At 40.6% G+C, this 23,336-nt stretch carries 19 protein-coding genes and 5 pseudogenes; 13 read left to right on the top strand and 11 right to left on the bottom strand.

Annotation, left to right across the window (positions count from 1 at the left end; translation table 11 throughout):
* Positions 1-154: 154 nt before the first annotated feature.
* The 3 genes from F897_RS10390 to F897_RS10380 all read left to right on the top strand — a co-directional run bounded on the left by F897_RS10390 (position 155) and on the right by F897_RS10380 (position 4,443).
* Positions 155-1,957: an acyl-CoA dehydrogenase C-terminal domain-containing protein gene (locus tag F897_RS10390; RefSeq protein WP_005235691.1), complete on the top strand. Its 1,803-nt coding sequence runs from the start codon at positions 155-157 to the stop codon at positions 1,955-1,957.
* A 135-nt stretch (positions 1,958-2,092) separates the two neighbouring features.
* Positions 2,093-2,932 carry an alpha/beta fold hydrolase gene (locus F897_RS10385; protein WP_005235689.1) on the top strand — a complete coding sequence of 280 codons (840 nt, stop codon included), beginning with the start codon at positions 2,093-2,095 and terminating at the stop codon, positions 2,930-2,932.
* Between the two features lie 14 nt (positions 2,933-2,946).
* Positions 2,947-4,443: a flavin-containing monooxygenase gene (locus F897_RS10380; RefSeq protein WP_005235687.1), complete on the top strand. Its 1,497-nt coding sequence runs from the start codon at positions 2,947-2,949 to the stop codon at positions 4,441-4,443.
* Between the two features lie 66 nt (positions 4,444-4,509).
* On the opposite strand, the pseudogene F897_RS10375 reads toward F897_RS10380, so the two are convergent.
* A pseudogene (locus F897_RS10375) lies at positions 4,510-5,773 on the bottom strand (MFS transporter).
* A gap of 281 nt (positions 5,774-6,054) precedes the next feature.
* On the opposite strand from F897_RS10375, the gene F897_RS10370 reads away from it, so the two are divergent.
* A complete protein-coding gene (locus F897_RS10370) occupies positions 6,055-7,737 on the top strand; it encodes a long-chain-fatty-acid--CoA ligase (protein WP_005235683.1) in 1,683 nt (560 codons plus the stop codon).
* Between the two features lie 243 nt (positions 7,738-7,980).
* Here F897_RS10370 and F897_RS10365 read toward each other — a convergent pair.
* The 3 genes and pseudogenes from F897_RS10365 to F897_RS10355 all read right to left on the bottom strand — a co-directional run bounded on the left by F897_RS10365 (position 7,981) and on the right by F897_RS10355 (position 10,094).
* Positions 7,981-8,657 (bottom strand): annotated as a pseudogene (locus F897_RS10365) (type 1 glutamine amidotransferase domain-containing protein).
* Positions 8,658-8,830: 173 nt separating this feature from the next.
* Positions 8,831-8,995, bottom strand: a complete 165-nt coding sequence (locus F897_RS17730) for a hypothetical protein (protein WP_005235678.1) — start codon at positions 8,993-8,995, stop codon at positions 8,831-8,833.
* Between the two features lie 229 nt (positions 8,996-9,224).
* The gene (locus tag F897_RS10355) at positions 9,225-10,094 is read right to left on the bottom strand and encodes an SDR family oxidoreductase (RefSeq protein ID WP_005235676.1); all 870 of its coding nucleotides are present in this window, start codon (positions 10,092-10,094) and stop codon (positions 9,225-9,227) included.
* A 198-nt stretch (positions 10,095-10,292) separates the two neighbouring features.
* Here F897_RS10355 and F897_RS10350 point away from each other — a divergent pair.
* Positions 10,293-10,544, top strand: a pseudogene (locus F897_RS10350) (ABC transporter ATP-binding protein); the annotation flags it as partial.
* A 62-nt stretch (positions 10,545-10,606) separates the two neighbouring features.
* Here F897_RS10350 and F897_RS10345 read toward each other — a convergent pair.
* A complete protein-coding gene (locus F897_RS10345; RefSeq protein ID WP_005235664.1) occupies positions 10,607-10,918 on the bottom strand; it encodes an ArsR/SmtB family transcription factor in 312 nt (103 codons plus the stop codon).
* Between the two features lie 104 nt (positions 10,919-11,022).
* On the opposite strand from F897_RS10345, the gene F897_RS10340 reads away from it, so the two are divergent.
* From F897_RS10340 to F897_RS10315, 6 genes are all read left to right on the top strand, one after another.
* Positions 11,023-11,439, top strand: a complete 417-nt coding sequence (locus tag F897_RS10340; RefSeq protein WP_005235662.1) for a YeeE/YedE family protein — start codon at positions 11,023-11,025, stop codon at positions 11,437-11,439.
* Positions 11,440-11,856 carry a DUF6691 family protein gene (locus F897_RS10335; protein WP_005235658.1) on the top strand — a complete coding sequence of 139 codons (417 nt, stop codon included), beginning with the start codon at positions 11,440-11,442 and terminating at the stop codon, positions 11,854-11,856. It begins immediately after the preceding gene.
* Between the two features lie 2 nt (positions 11,857-11,858).
* A complete protein-coding gene (locus tag F897_RS10330; RefSeq protein ID WP_005235657.1) occupies positions 11,859-12,734 on the top strand; it encodes an MBL fold metallo-hydrolase in 876 nt (291 codons plus the stop codon).
* Positions 12,735-12,852: 118 nt separating this feature from the next.
* Positions 12,853-13,278, top strand: a complete 426-nt coding sequence (locus F897_RS10325; RefSeq protein ID WP_005235656.1) for a hypothetical protein — start codon at positions 12,853-12,855, stop codon at positions 13,276-13,278.
* A 39-nt stretch (positions 13,279-13,317) separates the two neighbouring features.
* Complete coding sequence (locus F897_RS10320; RefSeq protein WP_005235655.1) at positions 13,318-15,210, top strand: copper resistance system multicopper oxidase; 1,893 nt, start codon at positions 13,318-13,320, stop codon at positions 15,208-15,210.
* The gene (locus F897_RS10315) at positions 15,197-16,090 is read left to right on the top strand and encodes a copper resistance protein B (RefSeq protein ID WP_005235654.1); all 894 of its coding nucleotides are present in this window, start codon (positions 15,197-15,199) and stop codon (positions 16,088-16,090) included. Before F897_RS10320 ends, F897_RS10315 begins: the two co-directional genes overlap by 14 nt.
* Positions 16,091-16,468: 378 nt before the next feature.
* Here the strand turns inward: F897_RS10315 and F897_RS10305 are convergent.
* Together F897_RS10305 and F897_RS10300 are read right to left on the bottom strand one after the other, a co-directional pair.
* Positions 16,469-17,401 (bottom strand): annotated as a pseudogene (locus F897_RS10305) (PepSY domain-containing protein); the annotation flags it as partial.
* Positions 17,402-17,437: 36 nt separating this feature from the next.
* Positions 17,438-18,603 (bottom strand): IS3-like element ISAba22 family transposase gene (locus F897_RS10300; protein WP_087748731.1). Its coding sequence is split into 2 segments (ribosomal slippage): positions 17,438-18,345 and positions 18,345-18,603, totalling 1,167 coding nucleotides; the frame shifts between segments, so codons are not numbered across the junction.
* Between the two features lie 170 nt (positions 18,604-18,773).
* On the opposite strand from F897_RS10300, the pseudogene F897_RS17105 reads away from it, so the two are divergent.
* Positions 18,774-19,173 (top strand): annotated as a pseudogene (locus tag F897_RS17105) (flavin reductase); the annotation flags it as partial.
* 65 nt (positions 19,174-19,238) lie between these two features.
* On the opposite strand, the gene F897_RS10290 reads toward F897_RS17105, so the two are convergent.
* The 3 genes from F897_RS10290 to F897_RS10280 all read right to left on the bottom strand — a co-directional run bounded on the left by F897_RS10290 (position 19,239) and on the right by F897_RS10280 (position 20,961).
* Positions 19,239-19,937, bottom strand: a complete 699-nt coding sequence (locus tag F897_RS10290) for a DUF1826 domain-containing protein (RefSeq protein ID WP_034580967.1) — start codon at positions 19,935-19,937, stop codon at positions 19,239-19,241.
* Positions 19,938-20,055: 118 nt separating this feature from the next.
* The gene (locus F897_RS10285; RefSeq protein WP_005235646.1) at positions 20,056-20,520 is read right to left on the bottom strand and encodes a DMT family transporter; all 465 of its coding nucleotides are present in this window, start codon (positions 20,518-20,520) and stop codon (positions 20,056-20,058) included.
* 12 nt (positions 20,521-20,532) lie between these two features.
* Positions 20,533-20,961, bottom strand: a complete 429-nt coding sequence (locus tag F897_RS10280; RefSeq protein ID WP_005235644.1) for a DMT family transporter — start codon at positions 20,959-20,961, stop codon at positions 20,533-20,535.
* A gap of 134 nt (positions 20,962-21,095) precedes the next feature.
* On the opposite strand from F897_RS10280, the gene F897_RS10275 reads away from it, so the two are divergent.
* Positions 21,096-22,025, top strand: a complete 930-nt coding sequence (locus F897_RS10275; RefSeq protein WP_005235643.1) for a LysR family transcriptional regulator — start codon at positions 21,096-21,098, stop codon at positions 22,023-22,025.
* A gap of 362 nt (positions 22,026-22,387) precedes the next feature.
* Here F897_RS10275 and F897_RS10270 read toward each other — a convergent pair whose 3' ends face one another.
* Positions 22,388-23,182 (bottom strand): IclR family transcriptional regulator, encoded by a 795-nt coding sequence (locus F897_RS10270; protein WP_005235641.1) that lies wholly within the window; start codon positions 23,180-23,182, stop codon positions 22,388-22,390.
* Positions 23,183-23,336 lie beyond the last annotated feature (154 nt).

The raw sequence follows: 23,336 nt of genomic DNA, 5'->3' as shown, positions 1-23,336 counted from the left end.
TTATACCAAAGTTTTAATTTTTTAAATGTGATTTTTTATGTCATGACTAGATTTTATCCATGAACTTATATTATATTCGACCTAAAACATAATTTCGTATTATGAAATTAATTGTCATAAATATACAAATTAGAACTCATACAAGGGAATTACGATGAGAAATTATATTGCGCCATTAAAAGACATGAAGTTTGTCCTGAAAGATCTGCTCAATGTTGAACAGAAATACACAGGCTATGCAAAGTTTGCAGACAAAGTTTCTATGGATATTATGGAACAATATCTGGAAGTCGCTGCGGACTTTTGCCAAAACGAACTTCTACCGATTAATGCAACAGGCGACCAGCAGGGCTGCCGTTTGCAGGATGGCGTCGTAACTACACCGGATGGTTTTAAAGCGGCTTATGACAAATATGTAGAACTCGGCTTTACTTCATTAACTGGTGATGAAAAATATGGCGGCCAAGGCTTCCCGACTTTATACCGTATTGCCATTTCAGAAATTATCACAGCGACCAACTGGTCTTGGGGTATGTATCCAGGCCTGTCACATGGTGCGATGCGTACCTTGGAACATCATGGTAGCGACGAACAGAAACAGAAATTCCTGGTACCTTTAATTGCAGGCCGCTGGACAGGCACCATGTGTTTAACTGAATCACATGCGGGTTCTGATCTGGGCCTGATCCGTACCAAAGCGGTGCCAAATGAAGATGGTAGCTACAGCATCAGCGGTGAGAAAATCTTTATTTCTGCAGGTGAGCATGATCTGGCTGAAAATATCGTGCATATTGTATTAGCACGTTTACCGGATGCGCCTGCCGGCACCAAAGGTATTTCACTGTTCATCGTGCCTAAATACAATCTGGATGAAGCTGGGAATGTGGCTTCTCGCAATGGCGTGGTGTGTAGCGCGATTGAACACAAGATGGGTATTCATGGCAATGCGACCTGTGTGCTGAATTTTGACAATGCCAAAGGCTTCCTGATCGGGCCTGAAAACCGCGGCTTGAACTGCATGTTTACCTTTATGAACTCTGCGCGTATTGGAACGGCGATTCAGGGTCTTGCTGCAGCTGAATCTTCTTATCAAGGTGCATTGGCTTATGCCAAAGACCGTCTGGCGATGCGTTCACTTGAAGGTGCGAAAGAGCCAAATCTGCCTGCGGATCCAATCATCGTGCATCCGGCAGTACGTAATATGTTACTGACTCAGAAAGTATTTGCAGAAGGTTCACGTGCCTTGGCTTATTATCTGGCTACGTATGCAGATATTGCTGAAGCAACAGATAATCCTGAAGAGAAAAAAGCCGCAGAAGATCGTCTGGCATTATTAACCCCAATTGCTAAAGCATTAATGACTGAAACGGGTGTAGAAGCAGCCAAACACGGTATGCAGGTCTTTGGTGGACACGGCTATATTGCTGAACATGGCATGGAACAGATTGCCCGTGATGCACGTATTGCTAGCCTCTATGAAGGTACCACTGAAATTCAGTCTATTGATTTACTGGCTCGTAAAGTGCTGGGTTCGAAACTAGGTTTATTGACTGCATTAACAGATGAGATTCAGGGCTTTGTAAAAGAACATCAGCAACATGCCCAGTTTAACCAGCAAGTGGCACAAGTGAGCCAGTTGACTGAGCAATGGCTAGAATTAACCAAAACCATTCAGTCTCAGACGCAACAGTCTGCCAATGAAATCGGTGCGGCATCAGTCGATTACTTATATTTCTCTGGTTATGTAGTGTCTTCATATTTATGGCTAAAAATGGCGATTACGGCTCAGCAAAAGATTGAAGAAGGCAATACTGATCCGTTCTATGCAGCGAAGATCAAAACCGCACAATTCTTCTTTGCACGTATTCTGCCAAGAACTTCAAGCCACATTGCCAATATTCAGGCCGGTGGTGAGAGCTTGTTCCTACTGACTCCTGAAGAGTTTAAATTCGATTAATTCTTTTACCCACGATCAATCTCTCGATCGTGGGTCTTTTTTTAATTTCTATTTTTTCATCCTGCACAATATTCAATATCGATGGGTACTTTTCAGTATTACATCGGCCATAAAACAACAAGATCAGGAGTCTATATGGATTTAGACACGATTACACGACAATGTCCTTATGGTGATCAACAACTCACTTATCATGAAGTCGGACAGAAATCCTCATATCCCACCATTATTCTGATTCATGGCACAGGTGGAAATACCGACAAACATTTCAGTTATATTTTCCCTATGCTCGGTATTCATCAGCGGGTTTTATCCATTGATTTGTATACCCCGGATAAAGCCGATCTGGCAGTGACTGATTTTAGTCACCAAGTTGAAGCACTGATCCATCATGCAGTTGAAGAAGATGAAGCTATTACTGTGGTGGGTTATTCACTCGGTGCCGTGATTGCTGCACAAGTGGCTGCAAGTCTTAAACAGCGCGTGGCACGTTTGATTTTGTTAGCCGGTTGGGCAAAAACCAGTTCGGTGCAACAACTACGAACCACCATCTGGCAACAGTTATTTAATGATCAATCTGCAGCATTGCCGCATTTCGTGAATTATTGCCTATATAGCGATGACTATCTGTCAGCTCGTACTGAAAAACAGGTGCTTGATCTGGCACGTTTCGTCAAACCTTCTCAAGATGCAGCTAAACAGCGTGAACTGAATTATCGCATTGATATCACCGCCATTTTGCCGGACATCTCTGCTGAGACCTTGATCGTGGCCTGTCGTGAAGATCGTATGGTGCCTTTAGCGCAAGCAAAATTACTCTTTGCTTCGATTCAGAATAGCCGTTATATCGAAATTTCTTCGGGACATGCGATTCATATTGAAGCGCCAGCAGAAGTTGTGCAGCTAATTAATCAGTTTAGCCAGCATCCAGAGCAGTATCCGGCGAATCAAAAAATCCAGCCCATGATGCCTTAAAAAGGAGAAAAATAATGCAGGCTCAAGGACAGCGCAGCAAGATTTTAATTGTAGGCAGTGGTTTTGGTGGCCTAGGAATGGCGATCCGTCTTAAACAGCAGGACATTCACGATTTTAAAATCATTGAACGTGCAGCAGAAGTAGGCGGAACATGGCGGGATAATACCTATCCCGGCGTCGCCTGTGATGTACCATCACATTTATATTCTTTCTCGTTTATTAAAAATCCCAACTGGTCACGTGTCTTTCCGCAAGGGGCAGAAATTCAGCGTTATTTAATCCAATGCTGTGATCAGGAAAATATCCGGTCACATATTGATTTTCATACACAACTGGAAAAAGCCAGCTGGAATACCGAAAAACGTATATGGGAAATCCAGACCTCTAACGGTTTGTATCAGGCAGATTTTTTAATTACAGCAACCGGGCATCTGGCAGATGAACATCTGCCACAAATTCCGGGATTGGATGAATTTCAAGGTCAGGTGATGCATTCTGCACGCTGGAATCACGAAGTGAATCTGGATAATCAGCGTGTGGTCGTCGTAGGTTCAGGCGCTTCTGCGATCCAGCTTGTACCGGAAATTGCCAAAACAGCAAAAAGTCTGACCGTATTGCAACGTAGTGCACCGTATATCTTGCCGCGACCGGACCGACCTTATTCTGAGTCAGAAAAACAGCTTTTCCGCAAAGATCCGGACAGCATGTCGGCGTTAAGACATTCCTTGTTCTGGGGTAATGAATACAATTTTGCCCAGCGCCGTAATCTGAAAAGCCAGATTGAGCGGGTCAAAAAAAACTGCCTACAATTCTTGAAACACCAGATTCCAGATCCTGAATTACAGCAGAAACTCACACCGAATTATGAACCGGGCTGTAAGCGCTTACTGCTGTCCAATGATTATTATCCGACTTTTCTAAAACCGAATGTCACGCTTGAAGATTCAGCTTTGGCTCAAGTGAATAAGGATGGCGTGATCAGCAAGTCCGGCAATGAATTTCCTGCAGATATTATTGTCTTTGCTACCGGATTTGAAGCAGCACAACCACCTTATGCCGCAAAGGTAGTGGGTAAACATGGCCTAAGCTTGGAGCAGCAATGGTCTAGTGGTATGCAGGGTTATCAATCTACGACAGTCCATAATTTTCCAAACCTGTTCATTCTGAATGGTCCCAATACCGGAAGTGGGCATAACTCAGCGCTTTATTTCCTGGAAACCCAATTTGATCTGGTACTGGACGCCTTGCAATTTTTTGAACAGCAACAGATTCAGGTTTTTGAAGCCGATCAGAACGCCGAAAATCGCTATATGCAGGAATTACAGCAACTTTCCCAAGGCAGTGTCTGGTTATCAGAAAGCTGTCAAAGCTGGTATCTGGACCCGGTGAGTCGCAAACTGACTTTGGTCTGGCCGGATTATGCACATTCTTTCAGAGATAAAAACCAGCATTTTATTCGCAGTGGTTACCATTATGAATATATAGAAAATGCTCAGAGAAAAGTTGTCTGATTTTTAAATTTATTCATTAAAAAAACCAGTCTATTTGACTGGTTTTTTATCAAAAGATGATAGAGATTAATCTGCTTTTTGCGGATCATATAAGCGATCACGTATAAACAGTGCAGGAATCAGACCGCAAATAAAATAGGCACCTGCCATTTACCAGTAGACCCGTTCCAATTGAGCCTCCATGAGCAAAATAACCAATAGTGAGTGGTGCAAATACTGCTCCGATACGGCCTATATTGAATGCACCACCTACAGCCGTACCACGAATCGAAGTAGGGAAGCTTTCAGTCATATACGTGGCATTAATGGCAAATGGTATACCATACAAGAAGCCGAACATGAGCATCAGGTACAAAATATTGGTCGGTGTATTGAAATAAATTACAATCGGAAGAAACAGGGCTGTGCCCATGGTTCCAAAAGCGAACAAGGCACGTCGTCCGAAACGATCTGCCAGAATCCCGGCGACGATCTTGGCAAAAATCATGATCATAAACGTGCCAACCATATAGCCAGTCATGGCCTTAAAGCTGATGCCCAGATCCGATTCGAGATAGGCAGGTAACCAGTTACTTAAACCGGCATAGCCAAATTGCAGGGCACCTGCACTTAAAATCCATAGTAAAAATATCCAGCGGTGATTTTTATCTTTGAGAATGACTTTATAAGGATTCTCTTTTTTCACCTTAACTTTGCTAGCTGCTTCCTGACGTTTTAATTCACGTGAACGTAGCCATGAATCCGGCTCAGGAACAAGAAAATAAAGCAGAAAAGCCAGAACGATCGGGCAAATGGTAATCCAGTACAGCATACGCCAGCCATATTCAGGAATAATCCAGCCCGCCAGTAAAGTTGCACATAATGAACCTAAGGTAAAACCGGTCATAAGTGCCGCCAGAACAGTCGTCCGGTATTTTGTCGGAACATATTCTGACATTAAGGTATTACAGGCGATGTATAGGGAACCCAGTCCAATAGCTGCAATACTGCGGATAATTAAAAACTGATGATAAGATTCTACAAAACCCAAAGTGCAAGATAAAATTGAAGAAAGAATCATATAAAATACAATAACTTTCACCCGGCCAAAACGGTCACAGGCCCAACCGCCAATCACTCCACCGACCAGACTCCAGCTCCCTAAGGCACCTGCCTGAACCGTGGTTAAATTAAATTCAGCTTTGATACTGGTGAGGCTATAGGCCAAGAAAGCCAGATCAACACCGTCTGCAAGTAAAATAAGAAAACATAGAATAAACGCGGTCATCCATATTTTTTTAGGCTGAACTGTGGCCTGTTCAGCTTCTAGCACTGAAGTTTCATACGTCATCATCGACATCCTTTTCTTTTTACATTGTTGTTTTATAAGAATGAATCCACATTTTTTTGTTGCTTTTACTGATTTATTATTTCGCTATAAGAAATGTCATATTATTAATTGATAAAATATATCCAAATAATTAGCCATAAAATTCGTGATTTTATTTGTAAAAATTTGAAATTAGCCAAATATTGCATTGATTTGGGAGGAAAGATAACGTTATTATTTTTTAATCAAAATAAAGTTTCACGATACAAAATAAATTTAAAATCAAGGATAGGAGTGCTGTAATGACAAGTCAGCCATGGATGGAAGAATATAAAAAATGGAACGTCAATCCGGAATTTACCTGGCCTGACCCTGATAAAACTTTGAGCATGACAATTGCTGAGAATCTACTTAAGTTTAAAGATAAGACTGCATTTTTTTATCTGGATCGAAATTTCAGCTATCAGGAGATTGATGTTTATAGCCAGAAACTGGCTACTTACCTACAGAATCTAGGCTTGGCGGCCGGTAGCCGGATCGCTGTGATGTTGCCGAATATTATTCAATATCCGATTGCGACTTTCGCGATTATTCGCGCAGGTTATATTCTGGTGAATGTAAACCCGATGTACACCCAACGCGAGCTGTATCATCAAGTGCAGGATTCAGGAGCAGAAGCCTTGATTATTCTAGGCTCAACCTTAAAACAGTTAAATAATCTGGATGAATGTCCTGCACTGAAACATGTAATTTCTACCTATCCGCTCGATTTCATTCAGGATCAGCCTGTTTCAACTTATAGACAGGCTGCGCAATATTCAGGAAAACAGTTTTCTGACTTTAAACAGGCCATCGATCAGGTACGGGTCATTGATTTTGAAGCGCCTGTACAGCAGCAGGAAGATACCGTTATTCTGCAATATACCGGTGGAACTACAGGTGTTTCCAAAGGTGCTGAGCTCAGTCATCGCAATATCTTATTTAATATTGCCCAGAACAGTACGGTGTTTATCAGCCATTTTGGCGATCGTTATGCCACAGAAGATGAATATGTGTTTTGTGCCTTGCCGCTGTATCACATTTATGGTTTTACCATCTGCCTGTTCAGTTATGGACTAAGTCGAGGTTTTGCCAATGTGCTGATTCCAAATCCAAGAGATCTGGATGCTTTAGTCGATCAATATCATAAACATCCTCCGACGGTGTTTCCGGGCGTGAATACCATGTTTAATGCATTGGCTCATCATCCACGTTTCCGCGAGCTGGATCACTCACGCCTAAAAACCACGACAGGCGGTGGTGCATCTGTTTTAAAAAACACGGCAGAATTATGGTATGAAGTCACAGGCTGTCATATCTATGAAGGCTACGGTCTTTCTGAGACCTCACCAACGGCAACATTTAACCCGCCTTTAAGCAAGCGCTTTAGCAGTAGTATTGGCTTGCCATTGGCAGGCACAGAAATTCAGATTCTGGATGATGAAGGAAAACCTGTAGCACTTCATCAGGCTGGAGAAATTGCTATTCGCGGCCCTCAGGTGATGAAAGGTTACTGGAAGCAACCGGAAGCAACAGCACAGGTATTTACCAAAGATGGTTTCTTCCTGACAGGTGATATCGGCTGTATGGATGAGAAGGGTTATATCACCATTCTGGACCGTAAAAAGGACATGATTCTGGTCTCCGGCTTTAATGTCTATCCAAATGAGTTGGAAGGTGTTTTATCCAAACATCCGAAAATCCTGGAATGTGCTGTCATTGGGGTTAATGATGAAAAATCTGGACAAGTCCCGAAAGCCTTTATTGTAAAACAGGATACCAGTCTGACTGAGAATGAAGTCATGACTTATCTGAGACTACAACTGACCAGTTATAAGCTACCAAAATATATTGAGTTTGTGTCTGGATTGCCAAAGTCTGCAGTCGGTAAAATTCTACGTCGTGAGTTGCCTAAAACCGTGCAGCCGGATGCTAAAGCCTGTTAAGGAATGACATAGTCAAAATAAAAAAGGAATCTTTCGATCACTGCTGTCCCATAGTTTGCTTTAAATAAAAAAACCTGAGTCCTAACAGTTAAAATATGAGTGCAAACAAACTGCATCAACAGCAGCAGTAGCGAATTAGAATTTCGGCATAAAACTAATAAAAACCCTGATGTGACATCACATCAGGGTTTTTAACCAGTAAATAAATAACTGGCCTACAATGACTTATATCTGGATGAAATCTTATTTTAATAACTTTAACAGCGCCTCAGCCGTTGCGGCAGAAGATGCCGGATTCTGTCCGGTAATTAACAAGCCATCTTGCTGTACATGCACCTGCCAGTCCTCAGCCTTGGAATACTGTCCGCCTTTTTCTTTTAGTGTATCTTCAACTAAAAATGGCACAATATCAGTCAGGCCAACACCATCTTCTTCGGTATTACTAAAGCCAGTCACTGATTTACCTTCGACAATAGGTCGGCCTTCTGCATTTTTAACATCGCGAAGTACACCCGGTGCATGACAGACAAGTGCCACAGGTTTATTAGCCTGTAGAGACTGTTCAATTAAGGAAATAGAATTCTGGTCCTTGGCCAGGTCCCATAACGGTCCATGACCGCCCGGATAAAAGACCGCATCAAAATCCTGATTTAGCACTTCACTTAATTTATGCGTATTGGCAAGTGCCTGCATGGCTACTTCATCTGCTTCAAAACGTTTGGTTGTTTCGGTTTGTGCATCAGGTTCATTACTTTTTGGATCAAGTGGTGGCTGGCCACCAGCAGGAGAGGCTAATGTTACGTCTGCACCTGCATCAATAAAAGTGTAGTAAGGCGCGGCGAGTTCTTCGAGCCAGAATCCGGTTTTTTTCCCGTTTCGCCAAGTTGATCATGTGAGGTTAATACAATCAGAATTTTCATATTTTTCCTTAAAATTATCTTGAATGACTTGATGAAATAACGAAACAAAGGAACGAATCTGACTTCCTAACGCAATCAGATTTTTTCGATTGTTTAAAAATAAAAAGAATAAAATCTGGATAGTTGAAATGATGCTAAATCAATAGCATCACTTTCCTTGAACTTTGGATAGCTCAGTTTTTCTTTTTCTTGCCACCGCCGTCTTGCTTATTCACAGTCGACCAGGCAATACGCTCTGCTTCGTCTTCAGAACGACCACGATCTTTTTCACTGTCTTCAATATGCTTAGCTTGCCGTTTTTGCTTTTCGGTATAAGCCGATTTATCACCTCTAGACATTTTACTATCCTCATCAGGTAGGGTCTGAAATCACTATAACAAGGGATGATTTTAGCGCGGGTAACCATCTGTCAGGATTTGTTTGAATTGTTTTATAGCTTTAAGATGAATTTTATTGATATTCATCAAATTCTGTCCTTTGAAAGGTGTCTGAATCTAAAACATATCAAGTAATTAATAAAAAAGTAGATAACGACCTAAAAGACCGCTATCTACTTTCAAACTTTGATTAGCCGTTAATAATACTGCCGCCATTTACATGAATGACCTGACCTGAAATATAGCTGGCTTCTTCACTGGCCAGAAATAAATAGGCAGGAGCGACCTCACTCGGTTGTCCCATACGTCCCATTGGTGTCTGTTTACCAAAATCTTCCAGTTGTTCTTCATCAAAGCTACTTGGAATGAGTGGTGTCCAGATTGGGCCTGGTGCAACACCATTTACACGAATTCCGGTTTTATTTTTCGCCAGATTGGTAGATAAGCTACGGGTAAAAGAAGTAATCGCGCCTTTGGTACTCGAATAGTCTATCAACGTGTCATGCCCATGATAGCTGGTGATACTGGTCGTATTAATAATACTATCACCTGCCTGCATATGCGGAAGCACCGCCTGAGTTAGATGGAACATAGACAGGATATTGACATTAAAGGTCTTGAATAACTGGTCTGGAGAAATATCAGTAATACTGTCCTGCGGATACTGTACACCTGCATTATTTACCAGAATATTAATGGTTTTAAATTCCTGAAGGGTCTGCTCAACCATTTTTTTGATTTCATCAGGATGCTGTAAATCGCATTGAATCAACAGGCAACGGCGTCCTTCTGCTTCAACCATTTTTTTTGTATCAAGCGCATCCCGGTCTTCATCCAGATAGCAAATGGCAATATCGGCACCTTCGCGGGCAAACAATACTGATACAGAGCGACCGATCCCGCTGTCACCACCTGTAATGAGTGCTACTTTGCCTCTTAATTTATCGCTACCTTTATAATTATCTTTAATGACTTCCGGGGTAGGATCCATTTTAGTCTGGTCACCCGGTTGATGAGCCTGGGTTTCAGTTGAAGCTGGAGTTTCAGGATAGTTATTCATATTTTTTCCTTGATTGCTCTTGATGAAAAAATATATTAGGAGCTTTTAGTTGGGATTAAATTAGACTCAACATTTCATAACAGAACCTGTGCAAGATTTAGCATTTATACATTTAGCTTAAATTGACACTTTAAAACTGTATGTTCGAGTTATTTAAAGTCGACTTCTAGAATGAAATATCGGGTTTCTTTTTAAGAAATTGCTCGGGCCCTCATTACAGAACCTGCCTTGTTACTGGCCGATGAACCAACCGAGAACCTGGATACCCAGACCGCGTCTGAAGTTTTTGAACTGTTTCGTAAAATAAATAAGGAACAGGGCTGTGCCATTTTGCTGGTGACTCATGATCCGCGCTTGTCTGTTAGTTGTGACCGCACTATCAAGTTAGTTGACGGTCTGATTCAAAGTGATACCAAAACAGCTCCAGCAGATATTCCTGAAAGTACTTAACTTTTAAATAGTTAAGAAGTTTTATTCTTCAATTATAGATAAATGAAGATTTTTCTTATCACTTAAGCCTTGCAATAAAGCTGATATAAGGTTTGCATCAGGGTGAGTAATTTGGGGTCGGAAAGCTGATAAAAAATCTGTTTGCCTTCACGACGCGTGCTGACCATTTCGGCTTTTCGGAGTACGGTAAGTTGTTGCGAGAGAGTAGGTTGGTGAATATCAGTTTGTAGCTCAATCTGTTGTACATTCATTTCACTATCGACCAGTACACATAGAATTTTCAGACGGTCAGAATTCGACAACACTTTTAAGCGTTCGCTCACCACATGAGCCTGAGAAAAATCAATACGTGTCTGAGATTCATCTGCTGTCATATAAAAACCTGTATTTGTATTACTCACGCAATATTCAAAAACTGTCTTGATTAATATTTTTAATTATATAATATAAAAATATATATTGTAAGTAGGATATGCTCATGCATGACTTTTTGGCAGCGTTTCTCGGTGGATTACTGCTTGGTCTTTCAGTGGTCGGCTATCTGTATGTCAATGGCCATATTGTGGGCGTGAGTGGTTTGGTTGGGCAAGTACTTAATCGAAAGACGATTTTCAAAACTCCTGCGGTCTGGTTTTTAGCAGGACTATTTATAGTTCCATTTATCTACGGCGTTTTGTTTCAGCCAGAAATTGAGCTGAATGCCAGCCCATGGATGATGGTCATTGCCGGTTTGCTGGTCGGTTTTGGTACACGTTTAGGCTCAGGTTGTACCAGTGGGCATGGCATCTGTGGGATTAGCCGTCTGTCAAATCGCTCCTTTGTTGCGACCGGGTCTTTTATGCTGGCGGGATTTATCACGGTTTATGTTGTTCGTCATCTGATTGGAGCTATCTAAATGAAAAATCTATTCGCTTTTCTATTTGGTGGCCTGTTTTCAGTCGGCTTAATGCTCTCAGGCATGTCTAATCCTGAAAAAGTTCTGGATTTTCTGGATCTGTTTGGGGATTGGGATGCCAGCCTTGCCTTTGTCATGATGGGGGCTATTCTGGTGGCTTTTATTCCTTTCCAGAAAGCTAAACATAATCCAAATCCAACCACTTTATTTAATGAATCCATTGATTTACCAAAGCATCAAAAGATTGACCCTAAACTGCTGTCGGGTAGTTTATTATTTGGTATCGGTTGGGGAATTGCAGGCATTTGTCCGGCACCCAGTTTTACCCTGATTGGTTTGGGACATTATCAAGCCTTGTATTTTATCGCAGCTATGATGTTTGGGGTCTGGATTCACCGTAAATGGGCAGGAGTATAAATATGACACAGCAGTCACACGTCAAAGCATTTTTTGATAAAAATACCAATACTTTTAGTTATGTAGTGAATGATCCTCAAACTGCCCAATGTGCCATTATTGATAGCGTGCTGGATTACGATGCTGCGTCTGCCACCACATCGACCGAGCATGCCGATCAGATGATTGCCTATGTAAAATCACAAGGTTTGACCGTGGAATGGATTCTGGAAACCCATGTTCATGCTGATCATCTGACAGCCGCCCCATATCTGAAACAGCAATTAGGCGGCAAGATTGCAATCAGTAAGAAAATTTCGCTGGCGCAGGAAACTTTTACCGAGATTTATCATCTGGACATGAAACAGATCAATGCGCATCAGCCTTTTGACTATCTGTTTGAAGATGGTGAGCATTTCAAGATTGGAGAACTGGAAGTTTATAATATTCCTACGCCAGGCCATACACCTGCCTGTTTAAGCTATGTGATTGGTGATGCCGTCTTTGTAGGGGATACACTGTTTATGCCTGACTATGGCACGGCTCGTTGTGATTTTCCAAATGGCAGTGCCTCGGTTTTATATGATTCTGTTCACAAGCTATTTCAACTCCCGGAAAGTACCCGGGTATTTCTATGTCATGACTATTTGCCAGAGTCACGTCATGAATATCAATGTGAAACGACGATTCAGCAGCACAAACAGCAAAACGTTCATATCCGTGAAGGGATTAGCAAATCTGAATTTGTACAGATGCGAGAGCAGCGTGATGCGGGTCTAAGTATGCCTAGACTGATTTTGCCTGCGATCCAGATCAATATGAATGGAGGACAGTTTCCAATGCCAGAAAACAATGGTGTGTCTTATTTGAAGCTGCCGCTAAATTATTTTAAGAAGTGATCAATTTATCAGGAACAAAATATTAATCTTTAAATTAAGCGCTTATAAAGTTTGCGAATTTTAATATTCCACCTTATGCTATTTGGGTTAACTCATTTTTATATTTTCAGGGTGCATCGTGCTCAGACAGTTCTTTAAACAGATCTGGTTTGTGATGCTTATGGTCTTCGCCGTAGGCTGGAGCGGCATGTCTGTTGCTTCAGTAAAAACGATGCATCTGGAAACGTCAGCCAAGCAGATGAGTTCCCATTGTCAGGAAATGGCAAAAATAGAGAAGTTACATAGCCAGCATCAAGCTATGCATAGTTCTGCTCATGATATGAGTCAGGACATGGATTGCCACTCCGACTTAAACGAGCACAAAGATGACTGTCCGGATTGTATTTATAGCTCTTGCCATAACCTGAGTAGCTGGATCGATATGGAAATTTCGAAGTTAACTCTCCCTGAGATTCATGCCTTAGAAACTACTTTTATTTCTAATTATCAAGCCAAGCACCTTGCCGGGTATTGGCAGGAAATACTGCGCCCACCTAAAGCTTAATCCTCGATATTTATATTTTAATAAATCAAGGATTAAGTTATGTCGATTAAAATTAGTCAAAGCCTATTATTGGGCTTAAGTTTAGTGATCTCGTCTTCATTATTTGCTGCTGTAAAAGAATATCAGCTGGTTATTGATGAAGGTCCAGTCAATATCACTGGTAAAACGGTACAACGTATTACAGTTAACGGTAAATTTCCTGCACCTTTACTGGAATTTGAGGAAGGTGATGAAGCTGTTATTCGCGTCAAAAACAAGCTAAAAAATAAAGAAAGTTCTCTTCATTGGCATGGTTTATTGCTACCCGGCCTGATGGATGGTGTCCCGGGTTTTAACGGGTTTCAGGGCATTGCACCTGATCAGGAATTTGTCTATCGCTTTAAAATTCGTCAGAGTGGAACCTACTGGTATCATGCCCATTCCAAGGGTCAGGAACAGGACGGCCTTTATGGCGCCTTTGTGATCTATCCCAAAAACCAGGCGGAAGTTCCTGCACATGAGCATACCGAGCGTGATTATGTGGTCATGCTTTCAGAATTTCATGAGCAGTCCGGCCAGCAGATCATGAATAATTTAAAAAAATCTGCCGAGTATTATCAAAATCAGCGTGAAACTCTGGGCGATGTTTTTCAGCAAATCAAACGGGAAGGGCTTAAAGCCACCTGGAATGATCGCAAAATGTGGAATCAGATGCGCATGCTGAAAACCGATCTGTCTGATGTAACCGGCTATACCTTTTTGGTGAATGGAAAAACGCCTGAACAGAACTGGATGGCACAGTTTAAACCGAATGAAAAAGTGCGACTGCGTTTTATCAATGCCTCTGCCATGTCATTTTTCGATGTGCGTATTCCACAGTTAAAAATGACAGTGGTCAGTGCAGACGGGCAGCCTGTCAAACCTGTAGTTGTCGATGAATTCCGCATTGGTGCCGCAGAAACCTATGATGTGATTGTGGAGCCCGCTGCGGAACACTATCAGATTGAAGCTGAATCGATTGACCGTTCTGGTTTTGCGATTGGCAGCTTACAGAATGAGTTAAAGCCAGTTCATCATGCCATACACAAACCTATATCCCGTCCTCGTGCCTTATTGACTATGGAAGATATGGGACATGGCAACATGCAGGGTGAAGAACACGAGCAGATGAATCATCAGAATCATGCTAGTCATGACATAAATGTCAAAACAGCTACTAAACATTCGATGATGGGGCATGAGCAGCATGCATCAGCCAAAGTGATCGAGCAAGGGGAAGATAATCATGCCGAGCATTCAGATACTTCATCCGCTATAGATCATGTGAATCACTCAAATATGACCGGGCATATGCAACATGAAAAAGACGCCAAAACTTCTACGCAGCAACCAGTTTACGGCTGGGCTAATGCCTCTACACCGGTAGGGCATAAAGCTTTGCAATATAGCGATCTAAAATCTTTGACCCCGCAAAAAGATATTCGCGAAGCAGAAAGCGAATTGGTGATTCGTTTAGGCGGCACCATGGAACGGTATATCTGGACCATGAACGGCAAAAAATTTAATGAAGCAGAGCCGCTCAAAGTGAAATTTGGGGAACGGATCAGGCTGAAATTTATCAATGACAGTATGATGGCGCATCCAATGCATTTACATGGCATGTTCATGCAGCTCGAAAATGGCCAGTCTGCAATAGATATGCCGAATAAACATACAGTGATTGTCCCACCTGGAAAAACCGTTACGACTTTGCTGACTGCAAATGAACTAGGTGAATGGGCGATTCATTGTCATCTGCTGTATCACATGACTGCCGGCATGATGAATAAACTGATTGTAGCAAATGTTCAGGAAAATGGCGTTTCGACTCAGGATACTGTGCGAGAAGATCATTCCAATCATCACATGCCAAAACCAGCAGAAAAACAAGGAGATGCTCATGCGCACCATTAATCTTTGTTTGAAACCTGTTTTGGCTAGTGTATTGGCGTTGGGAAATATTGCTGTTTTTGCTGAAGAAAGTTCTCAACAGCATGCTGATCATTCGATGCATCATCAACAATCACTCCAATCGTCAGAGCATCATTTAACTTCTGTAGCACCGGAAGTTGCTGAAAATTTAATTCCAGATTCAGCTTCAACCTATTCCAGCGAACATGATCATCGCAAGGAACATGGAGGGCAAATTTATACGTGGGTCAAACTGGACAATACATGGATCAAAAATTCAGAAGGTGAGGGAGGTTTACAGTCTAAGAATGAGCTTCGGATTGGCACGGATGAAAATAAACTGTTCATTAAACTCAAAGCTGACAAACAAGAATCCAGAACAACAGAATATGCAGTCCAAGCTCTGTATAGCCGGAATATTTCAGATTTCTGGGATGCTCAGGCGGGTCTTCGCTATCGTCAGAAAAGTTTGGGGCAGCCTAATGCTGGGCAAGATAGTGAACATGTAGATGCAGTGTTTGGATTCCATGGACTGGCGCCGTATTTCTTTGAAACCAATACACATCTGTATCTTGGTGAAGATGATTTTATCGGGCTTGAATTGGAAACAGAACGTGATCTGCTACTCACACAAAAACTGATTTTGCAGCCTTATTTTGAAGTTGACCTCATTCTGAAGGATAAAGCAGCCAATGCCAAAAAGACTGGAATAAGTCATGCGGCATTCGGTCTGGAAACTCGTTATGAAATCAATAAAAAGATCATGCCTTATCTTGATATTGCTTATGAATATTCCAAGGGTAATGAGCACACCTCATGGCAGGACGCATCTGATTCTGAACAGGGTGGGCGTTATGGAATCGGTTTAAGAATGATGTTCTAAACAGATATGTATATAAGCTAATATTTATGAGGCGGAAAAATCATTTTCTCGCCTCATATACTTAGTTATATCTTATTCTTAAGGCCTTTATAAACTTTTAAATTTTTCTTTGTTTTAAATTATTCATCTTCAGAATAAATATAAATACGATTGGACTTATAAAAACCCAAAGTGCCATAAAGCTAATACTACTACTGAATTGAGTTCGTAAAAGGGACAATACCAATAGTAAAAGACTGCCTGAGATCAATTTAACGATGACCGGATAACTCACAAGAAAAGAATATCGAGATTGTCTGGTTTTTAAAATCTGTTTTTCACTCACTGCATAAAAACCAAAACAGGCCATCCAGATCAGCCCTACTATTGCCATCCATATCATGAAGAAGACTCCTGCTGTGCAGTTTTAAGCTTGGCCTGAATTTTATGAACAGCTTTTTGCTGGATAGGTGTAATTTTCTGATGTAGGAAGTAAGCGAGAAGTGCCAAGATCCAGAGCATCAGATCGATACGCAAAAACAGCCAATAGTTTGCAAAAGAATCCAGATAATGCTGAGACCATAAATAATATAGGTCGATGAATGGAAGCATAAAAGCGGCACAGATGAGAATTTTAAGCTGCGTTTTCCATAAATGCAGTTGTGGCGTTAAACAGGCCAAGATAAAACTACTCAGCCAAATACCAAAGAAGATATAGATTTCATAATTTGTTGTGCCTCCAGGAATGTGAACTAAACGGTTTGCATAAAGATAAGCCAGCATGGCAATAGGTAAACCAATTATCATGGTGATATTCAGACGATTCACCAGATAATATCCAAAGTGAAAACGATCCGATTTTTTCTGCATCTGCCGTTTCAGGCTCCAGAGCAATAATCCGGAAGCGATCATGGCACAGCCTAATATGCCTGAGAAAAATAGGGCTAAACGTAAAACAGGTTCAGCAAAACGTGCCATGTGCAAACCATATACTCCGGCATTCAGGGTAGCAATTGCACTGTCATTACGAGTGTTTTCAAGCAATTTGCCCGTCGTCGCATTTAATACGAGTTGTGCCTGATTGCGGGTAATAGAATGATCTTTCAATTCGGTTAAGGTAATCTTTGCCAGCTGGGTATTCGGCTGCTTCACGGTAATATTGTCAAATTCTGATTTTCCCCAGTGCTGCTGCGCCGTAGTGATAAAATGTTGAATCGGTAACATCTCCGTTTTAATGGGCACAGCAGAGGGAGCAAGCACATTTTTGGTTCGGATTTCTTCAAAATATTGAAATGGATTTTCTGGATATAGCTGCTTCATACCAGATGATATACGCTGAATTATCAGGAGACTTTCCCTTGGGAGATTTTAGGCAGCCAACTTATAAAAGTCTTCGGCCATTTGATTTGGTGTCTTAAAACCCAAACCCTTTTGAATTCTTCGATGATTATAAAATAACTCAATGTATTTTATAATATCTGCTTTGGCTTCTTCTCTGGTTTGATAGTTGTAATGATGCACTAACTCATTTTTCAGTATTCCCCAAAAGCTTTCAATCGGTGCATTATCGTAACAGTCTCCGCGCTTGCTCATTGAACCTTGAAAACCATATTGCTCAAGTATATTTCGATATTCATGGCTGCAATATTGACTTCCTCTGTCTGAATGCACAATCAGTTCTTTGGTTGGTTTTTGATTGTGAATAGCCATATTTAGCGCATTACAAACAAGCTGTGTTGTCATGCGCTCATTTAAGCTATAGCCAACCACTTGCTTCGTGTAAAGGTCTTTTACCGCTGCTAAGTACAGCCATCCTTCAACAGTCCATATGTACGTAATATCACTTGACCATGCTTGATTTGGTCTAGTCATTGAGAATTGTTGCTCCAGCAGGTTTTCATAGATCGCTCGATTATGGTCACTATTCGTAGTCCTTTTAAAACGCTTGTGTCGCTTACAATACAGGTGGTTCAGCGCTTTTATCTGACGTACAGCGTACATACTCATTTTTATGCCCTGAGCTTGTAAGTATTTGGTTAATCGAATATAACCATAGCTCTGCCTTGTCTCCTCATGGGCTATTTTCACCAATATCGTCTGTTGATTTCGTTGAATCGTTCTTTTGCTCACGCCTCTCTTGAGCCAATCATAAAAACATGAAACTGAAACATGAAGTAATCGAGCCATTAAGGTAATTGGAAATGAATATCTTTTTTGTTTCATATAGGCGTACCTTACTGACTTTCTTTGGCAAAGTACGCTGCTGCCTTTTTTAAAAATTCACGTTCCATTTCAGCTATTTTGAGCTGTTGTTTGAGTTTTTTATTTTCTTCGAGTAGAGCGTTTAGATCAGGTGAATACTGTTTTGTACCTGCTAAAGTTCCAGCCTTTGCTTTGGTATTCCAATTTGAAAGAGTTTGCATTGAAATGCTAAGTTGTCTAGCTGTTTCCGAGACATTGCCTTGATTGGCTTCAATTAATTTGATGGCTTCAGCTTTAAATTCTGTGGTGTAAGTCTTGTATTTCTTGCTCATGGTAAACTCCTGATGAGTGTGTTTAGTTTACCAAGTTAAAACCTCCTGTTTTTTCAGCACACATCAGATCTACATTAATGTTTGAATGAGAAACTGTATTTTGTCCTATTTAATTTTAAGTAAGTATTCATACAAATAATTCGGCTATAGTGAATTTATCTCATCTTTGTTTTACGGCATCTGCGGTATGCAGCTTGACCGATACGCCACCCACATTGCTGGTCTGTATGAATCAGTCATCTCGATCACATGTGCATTTTATTGAGAACAAAATTTTGTCAGTGAACGTCTTAGGTCCACAGCACGAACAGATTTCCAATGCATTCGCATCCAGCAAATTCAGTTCTGAACGAAGATTTCAATTAGGTTCTTGGACCGCTAAAAACAGGTTCACCTGTATTAGACGATGCATTAGTGAATTTCGACTGTGAAATCGAGAATATCTAACAAGTAGGGACACACAGTATCTTGATGTGCCGAGTGGTTGCGATTCAACGGAGCGAACAGGATCAAAGCCTGGTGTATTTTAATCGTACTTACCATTCGGTTGGACAATTAGAATTTGCTTGAATATAAATGAAAAAAATGACAATAAGATAATGTGGATTTTCTCATTTTTAAGATTTGTATCGAATTTAACAAATCAAAAGCAATCGGTATTCACCCTCATTTTCAACTGGAGCCCGATGTACACATGGTAGAGCGTGTTGGGTGGGATGATCTACTGCCAATCGCCAAAGATGGCCTTGACCTAAATTTACAGGTTTTGCATTAGGCTTAGGTTGATAATGCAGATTAAAGAAATACTCTTCCAGAAAATCTTCAAATCCGGCTTCTGGGCCATCATATAATTCTTTCAGCTTTGCCCTGATTTCTGAAATCAGAATCTTTTGTTCCACCTGATCATTGGGCAAGATATCGCTTGCAGCGCCATGATAGGTACATAAGAAAGTATCTGTTTCAATCGGTGAGCGATCGACATGAAATGAATAGACATCTGTAGTAATAAAATCAAGCTCATTATCCCGTTCATAGCATTTGAGCAGATTGAGTGAAGGGGAAGCGCCGTAGTCAGTTAGTCGCTGTATATCTTTTAAGATAATCTCTCTTGCCAGATGACCGCTTTCTGAAAGCTGGAGTGTCATCAGATCATCAATTGAAACTTCGGTCATATTTTCCTCTAAATGAAGCTTATTCACGATCTCGGCAAAATCGCCCGCTAAATTTCTAGACCAGCAAATCGCATTCATCTCCCCCTTAAAATGCGAATTAACGAGTTCAGAAAAGTTTGAAACTACAAGAATTTGTTTATTGCCTGAAAATTGATTATGCATGCTTAAGTGAAATGACTTATGAACTATGCCTAATATTACCCTTAGATTCCTCACAATAACTTTATGACCGCATAAAAAAAGAGATTTTAAAACCTAAAATCTCTCCTTTCACAGCATCTTAATTTTCAGCTTGTGCTTTGGCTGCAATATTACTTTTATAGATAAAAAATAGTGCAACGGCTAATAGAGCAATTGCTGCTAGTCTGGAGCCATCTAAATGAATCACCGGATTATTCAACCAACCGAAATGGTCGATAAGCAGACTCATTAATAACTGTCCACTAATGACGGCGACAGTGGTGGCAGCAGCGCCCAGTCTAGGCATGGCAAATACAATGGTGAGCATATAGGCTACGCCAAAAAATGCGCCTGTTAACTGCCATCTTGGTGCGGTGAATAAATTCAACTCATGGTTTGGTTCAAGAAAGAAAGCAATTAGAAAACTGACTAAAGCACCTAAAACAAAGGTCAGCCAAGAACTTTCTAATACGCCTACTTTAGCACCTAGACGACCATTAATTGAAGATTGAGCACATAAAACTGCTCCGCCAAAAATAACGACTAATAACATTATATAAATCATGGAGAAGCTTCCTTATTGAATAAGCCATAATGCAGCTAAAATAGCCACCAGCGCGCCAATACGATATTTATCTACAGCCCGTTTATGACTACCTAACAAACCCCAGTGATCAATAATAAGACTGGTCGCAACCTGGCCAAAAAGGATGCCCACCATGGTGAGGCCAACGCCAATATGAGGTGTTGCTATAGTTAAAGCTACTACATATATAGGGCCTAATATGCCACCAATCAGTTGCCACCGTGGCTGCTTGAACATGAGAGAAAGTTTTGGACGGCTAAAGATCAGTCCGAAGGTTAAGAGCAGTGAGCCGATCGCGAAAATTCCCAAGGTTGCCCAGAAATGGCCAATTTCTTCCCCGAGTGGACCCAGTAAACCCGCTTCAACAGATAATCCCATACCTGCAAGAACGACTAATGGGAAAATCCACAACTGTTTCATATATGCTTTCCAAAAGAAGAAAGCACCGAATTATATTCTCTTATCTAAAAGCTACAATTCCGTAATTTTTCAAAACATAATTGCTATTATGACAATAATAAAATGATTAAATTAAATTCAGGGATAGATCAGGTATGCAACTCAATGCATTACGCTATTTTGTGATGGTGGCAACCACAGGCAGTTTTTCAGCCACAGCAAAGCATTTTCAGGTTCCATCTTCCTCAGTATCTCGTTTTATTTCCAAACTTGAACAGGAAATTGGACAGCAACTTTTTTATCGTAATACACGCTCTGTCCGGCTGACTGACATAGGAGAAAAGTACTTTGTGCAAATTAAGGAAGTGCTTGATACGCTAGATCTGGCCAATGAAGAAATTTCTGGTAGAAATGCGATCAGAGGATTAATTCGCATCAATACGGCGGTTGCGCTGGGAAGGCTACATATATCGCGTATAGTGAATAACTTGCATGATAGCTTTCCAGATCTTTCAGTCGAGCTGATCTTGACGGATACTTTTATTGATCCTGTACAAGAAGGCGTAGACATTGCCATACGGATTGGCTCATTACAGGATTCAGCATTAATTGCACGCAAGGTCTGTGATCAAAAATATGTACTGTGTGCAAGTCCTGCATATCTTGAAAAACATGGAACTCCACATTCCCCATACGAGATTCAGAATCATCAATGTCTGGTGTATAAGGGCGTTTCAGGAAGCCAACGCTGGTATTTCCGTCAACAGGAGCATGACACTCCGATTTTAATTGAGCCACAAGGACCTTTAAGAAGCAATAATGCAGAAGTCCTGGTAGATGCGGCATTGGAAGGACGGGGGATTGTATTATTTCCAACCTGGATTTTTATGGAAGACTATTTCAAAACACATAAACTGGTTCAACTCCTTCCTGACTGGATCAGTACAGTGGAACCTTATTCTATAGGGATTCATCTGGTTTCTCCTGAAAACAGAATTCGTTCGCAAAAGGTTAGAACTGTGCTTGATTTTATTTTAAAAGAAATTGGAGATCCGCCGTACTGGGATAATATTCTTAAGCTATAAAGATTTTATGATTCAATTATAGGAAGCTTAATGGGCTTCTTAGTTATCTCGTTTTTGATCAAGAAGGATTCTAAGGCAGAGCTAAAATTAAAAGCATAAAATGGATGAATTTATACGGTTTCAAATTTCTAACTTTAGATTTTATCTACACATCGCAATTGTAAAATTCTTAACTTTCTTTAAATGTATCCGCATTATTGTTATAAATCCAAAATTAAAATAAAAAAGCCTATCTCATTCGAAATAGGCTTTTTTACCTCTGAGGAATCTTCTCGCCATTTAATTCAGTAAGAATGCTATGACTTAAAGACTAATAATCATATTATGAGAATATGAATAGTTTTTCAAACATAATTTAAATTTTATTTGGTTAAATTATTACGAATGTCACTTGTGCTTGCAGGATGGTGGAGGAACTTATTTTCAATAATCTGTGCTTTCTCCTGAAGAATTTGTACTAATTTGTCCAGATTTACGAAATCAAATCTATTTTTTGAAGCTAATAAAGTAAGCGCTAAAGGTGGTTCTTTAAGAGAGAATTTAACTGGTACAGACAAACCGGCAACTTGAGGATCAAGTTCACCACTAGAATAATAATAACCCTGTTTTTTAATCTTTCTCATTTGTTCCAGAAAAGCGGTTTCATTCTGCACAAATCCCACTTCTTCAAATGCATCTGCATAACGTTGATAATAATCAAGCAAAGCTTGCTTCGGTAAATGTGCCATGATGACTTTTGACGATGAGCCGACATAGACAGGACGTGGACAACCGCGTCCGAATGAAAGCAGATGTGCATTTTTAAAGACTTCGTCATGTAAGTCGATACAAGAATCATAATTGAGATGAGTCAATATACAAGAGAACTCAGTCCGTTCGACGATTTCCTGCATAAAGGGAATGCTGATCTGTACCAAAGGATCAGTTTTTCTTGAAATATAATCCAGAACAGCAATTTTTGAACCCAAGGTGTAGTCACCGGATGTGCCACTGATTCGCTGTAAAAGTTCAGCCGATACCAATTCTTTTAAATAGCGATAACTGGTAGGTTTGGAGAGGTTTAATTCTTCACTGATGATATCTACATTAATCACTGAACGTGATAATGAAAATAGATCGAGAACCGTAAGAATTTTTCCAAAACTTGCTTGCGCCATAAAAAACCTGAAATGCTGACCATTGAAAAAGATGATGACTCACTTTAGCTTAAAAGAAGGTAGTAGAGGCAATTATTTATCTTAAATTCTCGAATCATGAGGATATAGGAAGAAAAGAGATAAATATTCAGCATAACGGCCTATGCAATGATAA

The organism is Acinetobacter variabilis, from assembly GCF_000369625.1.
Taxonomy (GTDB): Bacteria; Pseudomonadota; Gammaproteobacteria; order Pseudomonadales; family Moraxellaceae; genus Acinetobacter; species Acinetobacter variabilis.
This window is presented reverse-complemented; position numbering and strand designations above follow the sequence as displayed.

Bases quoted from the DNA above. Each gene is read 5' to 3' on its own strand.
- F897_RS10390 (WP_005235691.1), top strand. From the start codon at position 155: ATGAGAAATTATATTGCGCCATTAAAAGACATGAAGTTTGTCCTGAAA.
- F897_RS10385 (WP_005235689.1), top strand. From the start codon at position 2,093: ATGGATTTAGACACGATTACACGACAATGTCCTTATGGTGATCAACAA.
- F897_RS10380 (WP_005235687.1), top strand. From the start codon at position 2,947: ATGCAGGCTCAAGGACAGCGCAGCAAGATTTTAATTGTAGGCAGTGGT.
- F897_RS10370 (WP_005235683.1), top strand. From the start codon at position 6,055: ATGACAAGTCAGCCATGGATGGAAGAATATAAAAAATGGAACGTCAAT.
- F897_RS17730 (WP_005235678.1), bottom strand. From the start codon at position 8,995: ATGTCTAGAGGTGATAAATCGGCTTATACCGAAAAGCAAAAACGGCAA.
- F897_RS10355 (WP_005235676.1), bottom strand. From the start codon at position 10,094: ATGAATAACTATCCTGAAACTCCAGCTTCAACTGAAACCCAGGCTCAT.
- F897_RS10345 (WP_005235664.1), bottom strand. From the start codon at position 10,918: ATGACAGCAGATGAATCTCAGACACGTATTGATTTTTCTCAGGCTCAT.
- F897_RS10340 (WP_005235662.1), top strand. From the start codon at position 11,023: ATGCATGACTTTTTGGCAGCGTTTCTCGGTGGATTACTGCTTGGTCTT.
- F897_RS10335 (WP_005235658.1), top strand. From the start codon at position 11,440: ATGAAAAATCTATTCGCTTTTCTATTTGGTGGCCTGTTTTCAGTCGGC.
- F897_RS10330 (WP_005235657.1), top strand. From the start codon at position 11,859: ATGACACAGCAGTCACACGTCAAAGCATTTTTTGATAAAAATACCAAT.
- F897_RS10320 (WP_005235655.1), top strand. From the start codon at position 13,318: ATGTCGATTAAAATTAGTCAAAGCCTATTATTGGGCTTAAGTTTAGTG.
- F897_RS10315 (WP_005235654.1), top strand. From the start codon at position 15,197: ATGCGCACCATTAATCTTTGTTTGAAACCTGTTTTGGCTAGTGTATTG.
- F897_RS10290 (WP_034580967.1), bottom strand. From the start codon at position 19,937: ATGCATAATCAATTTTCAGGCAATAAACAAATTCTTGTAGTTTCAAAC.
- F897_RS10285 (WP_005235646.1), bottom strand. From the start codon at position 20,520: ATGATTTATATAATGTTATTAGTCGTTATTTTTGGCGGAGCAGTTTTA.
- F897_RS10280 (WP_005235644.1), bottom strand. From the start codon at position 20,961: ATGAAACAGTTGTGGATTTTCCCATTAGTCGTTCTTGCAGGTATGGGA.
- F897_RS10275 (WP_005235643.1), top strand. From the start codon at position 21,096: ATGCAACTCAATGCATTACGCTATTTTGTGATGGTGGCAACCACAGGC.
- F897_RS10270 (WP_005235641.1), bottom strand. From the start codon at position 23,182: ATGGCGCAAGCAAGTTTTGGAAAAATTCTTACGGTTCTCGATCTATTT.